Source organism: Flavobacterium tiangeerense, from assembly GCF_007830355.1.
GTDB lineage: Bacteria > Bacteroidota > Bacteroidia > Flavobacteriales > Flavobacteriaceae > Flavobacterium > Flavobacterium tiangeerense.
Genome location: NZ_VLKO01000002.1, coordinates 155347 through 169959, shown reverse-complemented (window position 1 = coordinate 169959; position 14613 = coordinate 155347). Strand labels below are relative to the sequence as shown.

At 33.9% G+C, this 14613-nt stretch carries 12 protein-coding genes; 9 read left to right on the top strand and 3 right to left on the bottom strand.

The features are described 5' to 3' along the window. The first annotated feature begins 2 nt into the window (after positions 1 to 2). The 8 genes from IQ05_RS02425 to serB all read left to right on the top strand — a co-directional run bounded on the left by IQ05_RS02425 (position 3) and on the right by serB (position 7892). Positions 3 to 1328 (top strand): trigger factor, encoded by a 1326-nt coding sequence (locus IQ05_RS02425; RefSeq protein WP_144889475.1) that lies wholly within the window; start codon positions 3 to 5, stop codon positions 1326 to 1328. A 412-nt stretch (positions 1329 to 1740) separates the two neighbouring features. Next, complete coding sequence (clpP, locus tag IQ05_RS02420; protein ID WP_144889473.1) at positions 1741 to 2415, top strand: ATP-dependent Clp endopeptidase proteolytic subunit ClpP; 675 nt, start codon at positions 1741 to 1743, stop codon at positions 2413 to 2415. A gap of 86 nt (positions 2416 to 2501) precedes the next feature. Further along, the gene (gene clpX, locus IQ05_RS02415) at positions 2502 to 3734 is read left to right on the top strand and encodes an ATP-dependent Clp protease ATP-binding subunit ClpX (RefSeq protein WP_144889472.1); all 1233 of its coding nucleotides are present in this window, start codon (positions 2502 to 2504) and stop codon (positions 3732 to 3734) included. Positions 3735 to 3987: 253 nt separating this feature from the next. Continuing rightward, a complete protein-coding gene (locus IQ05_RS02410) occupies positions 3988 to 4527 on the top strand; it encodes a hypothetical protein (protein WP_144889470.1) in 540 nt (179 codons plus the stop codon). Positions 4528 to 4548: 21 nt separating this feature from the next. Then, complete coding sequence (locus tag IQ05_RS02405) at positions 4549 to 5322, top strand: hypothetical protein (protein ID WP_144889468.1); 774 nt, start codon at positions 4549 to 4551, stop codon at positions 5320 to 5322. A 2-nt stretch (positions 5323 to 5324) separates the two neighbouring features. Then, the gene (locus IQ05_RS02400) at positions 5325 to 5804 is read left to right on the top strand and encodes a hypothetical protein (RefSeq protein WP_144889466.1); all 480 of its coding nucleotides are present in this window, start codon (positions 5325 to 5327) and stop codon (positions 5802 to 5804) included. Between the two features lie 200 nt (positions 5805 to 6004). Continuing rightward, positions 6005 to 6415: an SRPBCC family protein gene (locus tag IQ05_RS02395; RefSeq protein WP_144889464.1), complete on the top strand. Its 411-nt coding sequence runs from the start codon at positions 6005 to 6007 to the stop codon at positions 6413 to 6415. Between the two features lie 241 nt (positions 6416 to 6656). Then, positions 6657 to 7892, top strand: coding sequence for a phosphoserine phosphatase SerB (gene serB, locus IQ05_RS02390; protein WP_144889462.1), 1236 nt, complete (start codon positions 6657 to 6659; stop codon positions 7890 to 7892). A 457-nt stretch (positions 7893 to 8349) separates the two neighbouring features. On the opposite strand, the gene IQ05_RS02385 is transcribed toward serB, so the two are convergent. After that, entirely contained in the window at positions 8350 to 9021 is a 672-nt protein-coding gene (locus IQ05_RS02385) for a response regulator (protein WP_144889460.1), read from the bottom strand. Between the two features lie 212 nt (positions 9022 to 9233). Continuing rightward, positions 9234 to 10745, bottom strand: coding sequence for a GH3 auxin-responsive promoter family protein (locus tag IQ05_RS02380; protein ID WP_144889458.1), 1512 nt, complete (start codon positions 10743 to 10745; stop codon positions 9234 to 9236). 95 nt (positions 10746 to 10840) lie between these two features. On the opposite strand from IQ05_RS02380, the gene IQ05_RS02375 reads away from it, so the two are divergent. Further along, positions 10841 to 11635, top strand: coding sequence for a DUF2797 domain-containing protein (locus tag IQ05_RS02375; RefSeq protein ID WP_144889457.1), 795 nt, complete (start codon positions 10841 to 10843; stop codon positions 11633 to 11635). A gap of 229 nt (positions 11636 to 11864) precedes the next feature. On the opposite strand, the gene IQ05_RS02370 is transcribed toward IQ05_RS02375, so the two are convergent. Continuing rightward, entirely contained in the window at positions 11865 to 14486 is a 2622-nt protein-coding gene (locus tag IQ05_RS02370) for an AsmA-like C-terminal region-containing protein (RefSeq protein ID WP_144889455.1), read from the bottom strand. Positions 14487 to 14613 lie beyond the last annotated feature (127 nt).

The following is a 14613-nucleotide window of genomic DNA, read 5'->3' as shown; positions in this document are numbered from 1 at the left end:
AGATGGATATTAAAAGAGTAGCAATAGACGCTGTAAATGAAACAATTGTAATGACAGTTGTTCATATGGATTATAAAGGTCAAGTAGCAAAAAGAATAAACGAAAAAATGCCTTTGGCAACTGTTAAAGGTTTTAGAAAAGGTGCTGTGCCAAAAGACCTTGTTGAAAAACAATACGGTAAAGCTATTAAACAAGAAGAAGTTCAGAAAGTTGTAGATTTAGCACTTGAGCGTTTCGTTCAGTCTGAGAGATTGAATCTTCTTGGAACTCCACTTCCTAAAGTGAATGAAAACTTTGATTGGAGTGCTGAAGAATTGACTTTCGAATATGAAATCGGTTTGGTTCCTAATTTCGAATTGGACTTAGAAGCTAAAAACGACATCGTAAAATATGTGGTTACTGCTGATGATAAATTAATCGACGGTCAAGTAGAAAGAATCCAAAAACAATTTGGAACTGCAATTCCTCAAGAAGTTGTTGCTGCTGATTCAGATGTTACGGGAACATTCTCAAACGAAGAAAAAGGAATCAATAATGCCACTACTATTGCTGCTGATCTTTTTAAAGACAAAGCGACTTTTGATTTATTCATTGGTAAAAAAGTAGGTGATGTGGTAACTGTAAATACTAAAGGTTTATTTGAAGACGATCACCAGTTAATGGATGTCATGAAAGTGGCTCACGACGATGTTCACGGTTTAGACGTTGATGTAAACTTCACTATCGAAGCAATCAACACTGCTGAATTAGCTGAATTGAACCAAGAATTGTTTGATAAATTGTTTGGTGCTGGAACAATTTCTTCACTTGAAGAATTGAAAGGAAAAATCAAAGAGGATGCTGAAAGCCAATTTGCTGCTCAAGCAGATCAAAAATTATTGGGTGATGTAACTGAGTTCTTAATCGAAAACACAAAATTTGATTTGCCAGCTGAGTTCTTGAAAAAATGGTTACAAACGGTAAGTGAGAAAAAATTAACTCCAGAAGAAGCTGAGGTTGAGTATGCACGTTCTGAGAAAGGATTGCGTTTTCAATTGATTGAAGGTAGAGCTATGGCACAATCTGATATCAAAATCACTTTTGAAGACTTAAAAACATTCACTACAAAAAATATCCGTCAGCAAATGGCACAATTCGGACAAACAAATCCTACTGAGGAAGAAGTTCAAGGAATTGTAGCACGCGTTTTGTCAAACCAAGACGAAGTAAAAAGACTTTCGGATCAAGTAGTTGCTGAAAAATTATTAGAAGTATTCAAAGAAAAAGCAAATCCTACTACTAAAGAAGTGACTTACGAAGAATTTATTGCTGCATCTTACGGAGAATAAATTCTGGTCGTAAAGTCAAATGTCATAAAGTCAAAAGTTGAAAAAACGGAAAACAATTTCGTTAGTTGTTTCAAATTTTAAGATTTTATTACAAATGCAAAACAATAAAAATTACCTATATTTGAGCGTCAGAAATTTATTTTTTTGACGCTCTTTTGTTATTTTAGCAAGTAGGAGCTAATCCAGCTTTTCGTTGCAAGTTTTTTTATCTGTTTAGATTTTATACAATTATTGCAAAAGCTTCCTTTGGTCGCTTTTCCCTAATTATAAAATCAAAAAACAGCTTTCAAAAAGCTTTCCACTACTATCTGGGCTAAAAAGCAAGACATATTGACACGATCTGTAAAGCGGAACGACCTTTGCAATACCGATTATAGAACTAGAGATAAAGTACAACTTAGAACACATACACATGAACTACGGTAAAGAATTTAAAAAGTTTGCTACAAAGCACCAAGGAGTAAATGCCATGTATTACGATAAAATCGTTGCGGCAATGAATCCTACTAATATGACTCCTTATATCATTGAAGAACGCCAGTTAAACATTTCGCAACTTGACGTTTTCTCAAGATTAATGATGGATAGAATTATCTTTCTAGGAACAGGAATCGATGATCAAATTGCAAACATAGTACAAGCACAATTGTTATTTTTAGAAAGTGCAGATGCTTCTAAGGATATTCAAATTTACTTGAACTCTCCAGGAGGAAGTGTTTATGCAGGTTTAGGAATTTATGACACCATGCAGTACATCAAGCCTGATGTAGCTACAATTTGTACGGGTATGGCTGCCTCAATGGGAGCAGTATTATTATGTGCAGGAGCTGAAGGAAAACGTTCGGCATTACCACATTCAAGAGTAATGATTCACCAACCATCAGGAGGAGCACAAGGTGTGGCAACTGATATGGAAATTAACTTGAGAGAAATGTTGAAATTAAAAGACGAATTATACAACATCATTTCACACCACTCCGGGCAAACTTTTGATAAAGTACACAAAGACTCTGAACGCGATTACTGGATGAAAGCAGATGAGGCAAAAGAATACGGAATGATTGATGAAGTATTGAGAAGAGGATAAAAATTTGTCGAAAGTCAAAAGTCCTAAAGTCGAATGCATTATGCAGACTTTGAGACTTTTGACTTTATGACATTAGACTAAAAAGAATGGCGAAAGAAAAATTAGAATGTTCGTTTTGTGGAAGGAAAAAGCCAGAAACTAATTTATTAATAGCAGGTATTGATGCGCACATTTGTGATAAATGTATCGAGCAAGCGCACGGAATTGTTCTTGAAGAATTAAAAACAACTGGTAGTTCTAAACTAGTAGGAGATTTAGTTTTACAAAAACCAAAAGAAATTAGAGCTTTCCTAGATCAATACGTTATCGGTCAGGACCAAACTAAAAAGGTGATGTCTGTGGCAGTTTACAATCACTACAAACGTTTGATGCAACAGCAACAAGACGATGAGGTAGAGATTGAAAAAAGTAACATCATCATGGTAGGTCAAACTGGAACAGGAAAAACATTAGTAGCTAAAACCATTGCGAAAATGCTTGACGTTCCTTTGGCTATTGTAGATGCTACGGTATTGACAGAGGCAGGTTATGTAGGAGAAGATGTAGAGAGTATTTTAACACGTTTGTTACAAGCTGCTGACTATGATGTAGCCAAAGCAGAACGCGGAATTGTATTTATCGATGAGATTGATAAAATTGCTCGTAAGAGTGATAATCCATCTATTACGCGTGATGTGTCTGGTGAAGGAGTACAACAAGCCTTACTTAAATTACTAGAAGGAACCGTTGTGAATGTCCCACCAAAAGGAGGACGCAAGCACCCCGACCAAAAATTCGTGGAGGTAAATACCCAAAATATCTTGTTTATTGCCGGTGGTGCTTTTGATGGAATAGAAAGAATCATTTCGAAACGATTGAACCGTCAAGCCGTGGGTTATTCTACCTCCAAAAATGTAGATAATATTGATAAAGACAATTTGTTGCAATATATAATCCCAAAGGATATCAAAGATTTTGGATTGATTCCGGAGATCATTGGTCGTTTACCAGTATTGACACACATGGATCCTTTGGATAGAGCGACATTACGTTCTATTTTAACAGAGCCTAAAAATGCGTTAATCAAGCAATATGAAAAGTTATTTTTGATGGATGAGGTAACTTTTACCATTACCAATGAAGCTTTAGATTTTATTGTTGATAAAGCCTTAGAATACAAATTAGGTGCACGTGGTTTGCGTTCCTTATGCGAGGCGATCCTAACCGATGCCATGTACGAATTACCAAGTTCAGATAACAAAGTACTTGAAATAAATCAAGAATACGCTGAGGAAACCTTGAATAAAAACTTATTAAAGCGTTTGGAAATAGCTTCTTAAATTACAGTTTTCTCAAAAACACTAACCTGTTCATTCATTTGGACAGGTTTTTTTGTATGATACTAAACCTTAAAATAAATTAATTACTCTTCATTCCTTTGGAGAGGGGCTGGGGAGAAGTTAAAAGGAATGTATTAAAAATTTTGAACTTGCTTTAAAGTAAGATTTGAATTATATTAAAGTTTATTATTTGTAAATAAATTCATAACTTAATTGTATATTTAGCAACGTTAACAAATAACTCATAGAATTTATGTCAAAAAAACTTTTTTTTATCTTAAATGTGTGCATTTTATTTTTTACTGGATGTACAACAGAAGAATCGGTCAAACCAAAGGCGGTTGAAGCTCAAGAATGGTTTAATACTAATGTTACTTCCGAAAAATTTCAAGTATTAAAATATACTCAAAAAATTGACTGGAATAATGCAATTGTTACTACCGGAGAACATGGAGAAATAATAGAAGTTCCTTTTACGGTACAATCAGGTTTGAAAATAAAAGTAGGAGAACAACCTTATTTAAGTCACCATCGATTATTAATGAAGAAATCGGGAGATGGCTTTACCTATAATCATGTTCAGATATTGACAAAGAATAAATTTTTTGACAATACTAATAAATCATTTAATTTTTATCAAATAACAGATGATTTTGATGGAATCGTTTTAGTAGTTAATCAAAAGAATGAAGTAGTACAGTTTAGTAGTTTTAAAAATAGTTTTTTATTAAAACCCAGTATAACTGGTAAAATGGCTGCGCCTACATGTGTTTATTTGGGATGGCTATATTAGGACGGTGATTTTGAACCATTGATGTTAATTGGCTGTTTTGGTGGAGGAGGTGACCCAAGTGATAATGGAGGATATCCGCCACATGTGGGAGGAGGAGGATCTGGAGGAGCTATTTCAGCACCAACACCAGTTCAAATTATTGATGCACTTACCGGGAAAGCAAAGTGTATTTTTGAAAAATTAAAAAATTCTAGTTCGGGATTTGAAAGTGCAATTAAAAAGTTTGACGGAGAATTCCCTGTAAGTCATTTAAAATTAACTATAAATAACAGTTTAGAAGCAAATGTTTACGGTAAAACCTATCCTCCTGAAAATTATATAACAGAAGTACAAATAAGCAATACCGCATTACAAAGTTTATCAGATTTGGGGAAAGCTACTGTATTTGCACATGAAATAATTCATGCCGAAATATATAGAAAAATGCTATCAGCTGCTCAAAGAGGAACACTTAATTCCGAAACTGTTACTGAGCAAATAAATCTAGTTAACTCTCTCAAAGATAGTTTCCCTGGTCTTTATGACTATTACGAGAAAAGATTTAAATCCACTTGGAATCATGAAATGATGGCAAATCATTACAGAACAACAATTGCTGATATCATTCAAAAATTTGACAACAACAGATTGCCCCGTTCAACCTATGAAGCTGTTTCTTGGGTTGGTTTAGGTGTTTTAGACAAGGATAAAGGACTTACAACAATTGCTTGGGACAACTTAACCTCGGAAGAGAAAACAGCAATTAACAAACTAATATCAGAAAATTTTTATAACGGACCTTCAAATTGCAACTAATCATGAAAAAAATATTTTGTATTTTAATATTATGTATTTCATTTTCCCTATTTGGGCAATCAAAAGAAAGTGATTTTTTCAACTTTTATAAAGGTGGGAATAAGTATAAGAAACCTGTGAAAAATGTCCTTTTTGATAGCTCTTCAGGAGATATTAAAAAAGAAGTTGATAATACAATCTATTTTTACATAGGTGGAGAAACTTTTATTTATGATTCTAAAATCAATAAAAAAGTCACTTGTACTTTTGATAATCTTAAAAAGTACAAACTAGAAAATCCAAGGAGCTTAACTGATAATGAGTATCTTTATTTTAAAAAAAAGATATCTGTATTTCAAAAAGAAACTAAAATAAAACGACCAATACCAAATTCAATGCCTTTGTCGAGAAATCATAAATACTTCAAAATACTTGTATTAGAAAAAACTAATAAAAGTACGCTGCTAAAATACGAAGTTGATTGGGTATATTCAACCTTTTAAATTCAATGAAAAGAGCTAATAAAAAATAGAGATGAAGAATAATTAGTATTAAAACAAATACTAGAATATTCTCCGATTACAGTTTTCTCAAAAAAAAACTGTTCATTCATTTGAGCAGGTTTTTTTATTGGTTTTAAAAATGAGAACAGATTTTAATTATTTTGTAATTTTATAATTCTAATTGATAAAAGCAACTTCAAATGATAACAGTCCAAAACACCATAAATGCTCCCATAGAACAAGTATGGGAAAAATGGACCACACCACACCACATTATGAAATGGAATAATGCCTCTGATGATTGGCATACTCCTTTTGCAGAAAATGACTTAAAAGTGGGCGGTAAATTCAAATATACGATGGCTTCAAAAGATGGTGCAATGCAATTTGAATTTGAAGGAGTTTATACTAAAGTTGAGAACCTTTCTTTAATAGAGTACCAACTGGCAGATGGTAGAAAAGTGATAATTGTTTTTGAGAAGGAAGCAGATAGGATAAAAATAATAGAAAGTTTTGACCCAGAAACAGAGAATACGGAAGAATTACAAAAAAATGGATGGCAGGCAATTTTAGATAATTTTAAAAAACATGTCGAAAATTCAACTCTATAAAAGTTTTAAAAATAGCAACGTTGAAGTTTAGTGCTATAAGATAAATAGTAAGTAGGATTTAATCAAATCCGAGAATCTCTTAGATTGCAGTTTTCTTAAAATTGTAAACCTGTTTATTGATATAAACAGGTTTTTTTATGCAGTTTTTACAGTATTTGTTATTGTTTTAAAAAATCACGTCTATTTATTTAATATCAACTTTAGAATATCGATTTTTGTTAGTACAATTTAATTATGTCACATGAAAGTAGAGGACAAAGAGGTTATATTATTGAAAGTTTCAGGACAAGATAAGCCTGGGGTAACTGCTGGTTTAACATCAATTTTAGCCAATTACAATGCTATTATTTTAGATATTGGTCAAGCTGATATTCATGATACGCTGTCCTTGGGTATATTATTTGAAATTCAGGCTGGATCAACATCAGGGCCGGTTTTAAAAGATTTGTTATTCAAAGCCTACGAATTGGGGGTTAAAGTCAAATTTATTCCTATATCTATTGCCGAATATGAGATTTGGGTCAAAGGGCAACGAAAACAACGGTATACGATCAATATTTTAGGGGAAACATTAACAGCGGTCCAGATTGCTGCTGTGACCCAGATTTTATCCAATCAAAACTTGAATATTGATGCCATTAAGAGATTGACAGGACGTGTTTCCATTATTGAAAAAGAAGAATTTCCTCGTGCTTGCATTCAGCTTTCGGTAACGGGAACAATCGTTGATAAGTCTTTTATAACCGCTAGTTTTATGGAAATTTCGAGAACGCTAGATGTGGATATATCGTTTCAAGAGGACAATATGTATCGCAGAAATAGGCGTCTAGTGTGTTTTGATATGGACTCGACCTTAATTCAAACCGAAGTTATTGATGAGCTTGCAGAACTTGCAGGAGTAGGCGAGCAAGTTAAAGCAATTACAGAGGCTGCAATGAATGGAGAAATTGATTTTAGCGAAAGCTTTAAGCAACGAATGGCTTTGTTAGAGGGTTTGAGTGAAGAAGTACTGCAAACTGTGGCTGAGAATTTGCCTATCACAAAAGGCGCGCATCGCTTGATGAAGGCCTTAAAATATTACGGATACAAAACAGCTATTTTGTCTGGAGGTTTTACCTTTTTTGGGAACTATTTGCAAAAAGAATTGGGAATTGATTATGTACATGCAAACGAACTAGAAATAAAAAACGGTAAATTAACAGGCAATTACATAGGTGAGATTGTTGACGGTAAAAAGAAAGCCGAATACTTACAAGCCATTGCTGATAAAGAGGGTATTCATATCAATCAAACCATTGCGGTAGGTGATGGTGCGAATGATTTACCAATGCTAAATCTTGCTGGACTTGGAATTGCTTTTCACGCGAAACCCACTGTTAAGGAAAAGGCAGAAAGTGCTATTTCTAGTTTGGGTCTGGATGGTGTTTTATACCTGTTAGGATACCATGACAGGCATATTGATATGATGGAGCATTAATCTTCTAGAAAATCTCAAAAAAAAAAGCACTCGTTATTCACGAGTGCTTAACTCAAAAAAAAATCTATGATGTATTTTGTGATGGCTATAAATCAAAAAATAGTATCAATAGATGGTTGAAATAGTTAACTGTTAACAGTGTCATTATTTCAAGTTGAGATGGATAAATCATCTCAACAAATTGTTTGATAGCACTAGAATACTGATTTTTTAGTTTATAATTTCTTAAAAAAAATAACTATATACTCCTAAAATTAATCCTGAAAGAAGTAGTAGGTCCTTCGTCAGATTAGTATGATTAGCGTAAAATCAATCTAGTGCTTTCAATTTTTAACAAACGCTTAATAGAACAGAAAATTGGGGGAATTCTGTTTTTTAAACTTCTACATTGCAAATCTAATGTAAGATTTTGGATTAATTTTACGGTTTTTATGTTAAAATTTTACGGTTTTTTGGATTAGAGGATTCCTATTTTTTTTGCTTCGTCTATGATATCTTTATCGGTTCCTTTATCAACTAAAAGCTGGATTTTAATATTTGACTTCCTTTTTTCAATAGTGCTCAAGGACAGTTCAAGTTGGTCTGTCATGTCTTTAGTCCTTATGCCGCGGGATAGTAAGGCCAATATTTCACAATCAATGGTATCAAAATCAAGTTTTTTTATAATGTCTTGGCGTAACACTTTGTGAATGGTGGTGCTGTAAAATTTTTGCCCAACGACTATTTCTTGATAAGCGGTCATCAGGGATTGTGCGTTAATGTCATTTTTTAAAATAAAACCTTCGGGATTTATTTTCTCAATTGCATTGTGTAAGAGTAGAGGTTCACTATGCATAGTTAGTAGAATTATTTTACATTTAGGAAAGTACTGTCTGATAAGAATTCCTAAATCAATACCGTTTTGAATGTTTCTGTCTTCATAAGGAGGTAAACTAATGTCTAAAAAAGCTACGTCTAATGTTAGCTGAGAATGATTCCTATCCCTTATTTTGTTGTATGCTTCTTGGCATGAAAATGCGGTAGTAAAATGTTTTGGAATAGTAGCGTTTTCAAGTCGGGATAATATATTGATATAGGCATCAATAGTAATAGGATGATCGTCTACAAGAAGAAGGTTATGTGTTGTCATTAAATGAATAGCATTTTAAAATGCTAATATAGAATAATGTATTATGCGCTCAAATAGATATTTCAAATACTTTTACATTCTTAATGGATTATAGCTTGTAGGCATCTGTTGCTTTAAAATAAATGCATTATTGTTATTTTTCAATTTTTAATTCGGCTTCACTTTAGGTTTAAAGTAAGTTTTTATTTATGTCGATCACGTATATTTATTTTTTACTGCAACTCCTTCAATTGCTCCAGATAGTCTCTTTGGTTGGATAATCTTGGTATTTTGTGTTGCCCGCCTAGTTTGTCTCGGTCTTTTAACCAGTCGTAAAATAAATTTTTACGAGCTACATTGATCACCAATGGGGTTAAGGTCATGTTGTTGTAACGTTTTGCTTCGTAGTCAGAGTTCAGCGCTTGTATGGATTCATCTAATACTTTCTGGAATTGCAATACATCAGTAGGGTTGTCTTTAAACTCAATCATCCATTCGTGAGCGCCTTTCTCTTTGCCATCCATGAAAATGGGTGCCACAGTATAGTCAACCACTTCGGTTTGGGTGATTTTGCAGGCTTTGGAAATAGCCTGATCCGTATTTTCAACCATTAATTCTTCGCCAAAAACATTGATATGATGTTTGGTTCTGCCTGTAACTCTTATTCTATAAGGATTTAAGGAGGTAAAACGCACCGTGTCACCTATCATGTAGCGCCACAAACCAGAGTTGGTAGTAATGACAATAGCATAGTTTTTAAACAATACTACATCTGCCAGTCGAATTACTTTTTGGTTTGGCGTGCCAAAGGTATCCATCGGAATGAACTCATAAAAAATCCCGTAGTCCAACATTAACAACAAATCACTAGAATAATTCAAGTCTTGAATGGCAAAAAAACCCTCGGAGGCATTATAAATTTCGTAGTATTTAAAATCTTTTTTGGGAAGTATTTTTTTGTACTGCTCGCGGTACGGTTCAAAATTGACACCACCATGAAAATACACTTCTAAATTGGGCCAAATTTCTAATAAATTCCCTTTGCCGGTTTCCTCCAGCATTTTATTCATTAATACCAACATCCAGGAAGGAACTCCTGCAAAACTAGTAACATTTTCATTTTTGGTCTCGTTGATAATGGCAGCAATTTTAGTTTCCCATTCGCTCATCAATGAGGTTTTGCTGCTTGGTGTGCTGCTGAACTCCGCCCAAATAGGCATGTTTTCTATTAAAATTGCCGACAAGTCACCAAAAAACGTATTCTTATCTTCGTAAATTTGGGAACTGCCACCTAAACGCAAACTTTTCCCCACAAACAGTTCTGAGTCTTCATTGTTGTTCAAGTACAAGCAAAGTAAATCTTTGCTGCCTTTGTAATGACAATCTTCTAATGCTTCGTTACTTACTGGGATAAATTTACTCTTAGCGTTTGTAGTGCCGCTTGATTTAGCAAACCACTTTATGGGTGTTTCCCAAAAAACATTTTGTTCTCCCTGGCGCGTTCGTTCAATAAGGGGTTGCAATTCTTCGTAGCTAGATATAGGAACTCGTTCTGCAAACGTGGCGTAGTTTTGTATAGATGTAAACTCATATTCTTTGCCAACAACTGTATTCTTTGAGGATTGTATCAAGTGCATAAGCAATTCTTCCTGAACTTCATTAGGGTATTTCAAGAAAAGTTCGATTTGATGAATCCTTTGTTTAAGAACCCAAGAAGCAAACGAATTGATTATGGTTAGCGGCATTTTTAAATTATGAATTATGAATTACGAATGATAACTTTACCAAAAATAACAAAATTTGTTTAACAACTTGTGTTAAACCCGAAACTTTAAAGCGCATGACTTACGAAGGTGTACTTGCAAAAATGCAAACCGAATTGGGTAATCCCATTCAATATTACTTGGTTTTTGAAGATAGTTTTTTGAACGTGAATCAGTTACTAAATAAAGAGCTAGAGATCAATTTTGTAGGCTATCAATGTTTAAATTGTAGCAAAAAGAAAAAAATATTCCGTCAAGGTTTTTGTTACGATTGTTTTTATTCTAGCCCAGCCGTGGGCGATTGGATTATGAAACCCGAGTTAAGTACTGCGCATCTTGGGATTCAAGACCGGGATTTAGCCTATGAACAAAAAGTGCAATTGCAACCGCATATTGTTTACCTGGCCTTATCTAGCGAAGTAAAAGTAGGAGTGACTCGCAAAACGCAAGTCCCAACCCGATGGATAGATCAAGGTGCCAACCAAGCCATTTCAATCGTAGAAGTGCCTAATAGATATCTAGCCGGAATTACCGAAGTAGCGCTCAAGAACCATTATGTTGATAAAACCAATTGGCGAAAAATGTTAACCAATAATATTGAGCAAATTGACTTAGTTGCGGAACGTTTAAAAGTTGAAAATCTAATTCCAAATGAAGTTCAGGAATATTTTCATGCTCAAAAAAATGATTTGTATGAAATGCATTATCCCGTTCTAGACTATCCCGCTAAAGTAAACAGTTTAAGCTTAGATAAAACGCCACAATTTAAAGGAAAACTTACTGGGATAAAAGGGCAATATTTGCTTTTTGAAAACGGAACCGTATTTAACATCCGTGGTTCAGAGGGGTATGTAGTTTCTCTTGCAGTATAAAAAGTTCTTGGGCGTATCCTTTTTTTAAAATTGAAAAAATTTTAAAAAAAGGTCAGGCTGTTCGCTATATCTTTTCGCTTGGGCTCCATAAAAGGATACCGCTGCCATCCTTTACGCACGTGAACCCGTTGCAGCAGCACGCCTACACTAGGAACTATACTAAAATTACAAACAAAAAAAAGAGGAATTTCACTTAGTGAATTCCTCTTTACTATTTTATAAAACCTTCTTAATTTACTTTGGTAGTATCTACAGCTTTCTTTTTCTTTTTAAACAGTCCGTTGAGCAAATCGGCTGCTTTTGCTTTTACTTCTTCTTTTGTAGCAGGTGTACTTGGCGTAGCCGTTTTTGTAGTATCACCTGGTTTTTTATTTTTGTTGATATAATCTGTAATTGCTGAGGTTCCCTTTTTAACCAATCGATCTTTTTGTTGGTTTACCAGTTGCGTTGTAAGCTTAGTAACCGCTGTCTTTACATCAGTTGTAATTTTCGGATTTGTAAAACTACCAACTAAAGATGCATTTATAGGTAAATTCTCTAGTTTGGTAGCATCAGCAGGTGTCAGTTTAGCTAGTAACGCATTGGCCTCGGAGCCTAAATATTTGGCTGGCACATCAAATTTTAAGGTGTAATTCATGCTTTGGTCAAAACCATGCGTTCCGCCCACAGTAGCTTTGATGTCTTTGTATTTAATATCAAATGGCTTCACATTTACCTTTCCGTCCTTGAACGTGATGGCTGCTTTTATGTCATTCAAATTGATTTTGTTTACATCAATAAATTTGATGTTAGACCCAATTGCTTTGAGCAAAGTAGAATTATTTGAGTTTACAGTTGATGACAACAGTTGGCCCAATAAGTCTCCGGTAAGTGTTTTTAAATCGGGTGTGAATTCAGTTGCATCTAGATTTCCGTTTAGTTTAATGCTAGAGTTCAGCTTCCCGTTGATGATACCTGCAATAGGAGCAATTTTTTTCAGCATGTCCAGCTGCGTAAACGATTGTGCAATATCTACTTGATTTAATTTCAAATCCATGTTAAAAACAGGTGTTTTCCCTTTAGTAGAAACGGCACCGTTTACGCCAATAGTTCCTCCAAAAATAGATGTTTTTACGTTTTCAAGGGTAACTTTTTGATCCCTAACAAATAATTTTCCAGAGACATCTCTCAGCGTAAGGTTGTCATATAAAACCGTAGTAGCTTTTGCGGTAAGCGTACAATTTAAGAACGCAGGAATCTTCATGGCATCGGCTTTTTTAGCTGTAGCTGCTTCGGTTTTTGCAGGTTCGCCTGTCGTCATAAAATCATCAACAGCTATTTGCTTCGAAATCATATTGAAATTTCCTTTTAGTTCTTGATTTCTAAAGATAAATCCGTAAAAATTCTCTAAAATTCCACTTACACTAATGTCGCTTTTTCCTGTTGTAGCATTCAATTGTTTTAAATTTACTTGGCTAGGATTGAACTGAACCACTGCCGTGCTTATGTTCATAGTTTTTCCGTTTTCGTCCGCGTATTTAAAACCTGATAAACTCATGTTACCGGCATTCTTTATTTTTTCATAGTCGCTTTTCTCAACAGATTGCATGTCAAATTTTGTAGTGACATCAGCCTTTAAAATACCTGATAAAGGTTTGTCAAGTTTTATAGGATAGGCCTTAGAGAGATTCGCTAAGTTAATAGTTCCTTTTAATGCGGCATCAACTAGTGCGTTTTGCGTAACATTTCTAATATTGGCTTTGGCATTAAATACATCCTGATCAATTTGAAATGATAGTTGGTCTAGGTTTACATAGGTGTCATTAAGAATCCCCGTTTCGTTGATGATTTTGGTATCTATTACAATTTTATCAACTGATTTTGGCAAGTTCGGATATTGAAACGAAGCATTGTTTGAGGCAATGGCTATGTTAAACTTTGGAACAGTAGTCTCTGAGTACAACCCTTTTGCAAAACCAACTATGGTGAAATCTCCAGTAGTTTTTACATTGTCTAAACTAGCGGCGTAGGCTTCAGGGATAATTCCTAAGAAGTTTTTGAAGGACGATGTAGGTGTTTTAAACTTTAAGTCATATTGTTGTCCGTTTGGCATTATTTGTATAAAACCATCAAATTCTAACGGCAATTGATTGATTAAGGCTTTGTTTTCCTTAAACGTATATTTGCTTTGCGCCAAATCAATACCTAAAACGGCATCTAGTGTTAAGGCAACCTTATTCATGTAGTTGACCTTGTCCAGGTTGAGAGAAATTTTGGCTGTAGTTTTGGTGTCTAAATCTAATTTTTGTGCAGCAAAATCTCCTGTCCCTTCATGGTTAAGACTATCAATGACCATTTTAATTTTAGAACTTTCATCAAAATAGCGAAATTGAAAGTTCTCAATTTTATAATCTTTGATTTTTAAAAGTAATGGACTACTTGGACCTTCTTCTTTTGCTTTTTGATCTTTGAGAGCAATATCAAAGTTGCCAATTCCATTTTTATTGAAAATGATATTAATTAAACCATCTTTAGAGTAAATACCATCAATAGCAATGGCTTCTTTCTTATCCTTAAAAAGTTCTTTGATAGACATTTTCAAGTCGATTTCTCCCAATGAAACAAGGGTATCCCCTTCAAAGGGAGCTTTGTTGATTATGACTAATTTTTCTAAGGTTACATTTGCATTTGGAAAATTTTTAAAAAGACTTAAATCTGCTTCTGCAAAGGTTACTTTGGCATCTACATTGGCGTTGATAGCCTCAGATATTTTTGCTTTTATCTGGTCTTTGAATAAAAACGGTGCAGCAAATAGCGTTACTACCAAAAGCAATAAGAGGATTCCAATGATTTTTAAAATTTTCTTTACCATAATGTTTTAGTTTTTAATGGGATAAGACCAAGGAAAATTTTGGTCAACTCAATACAAAAATAATGGTTTATTAGGTAAATTGTATGTAATGTTTTCATAAAACCCAAAAATCTTTATTATTTGAAAA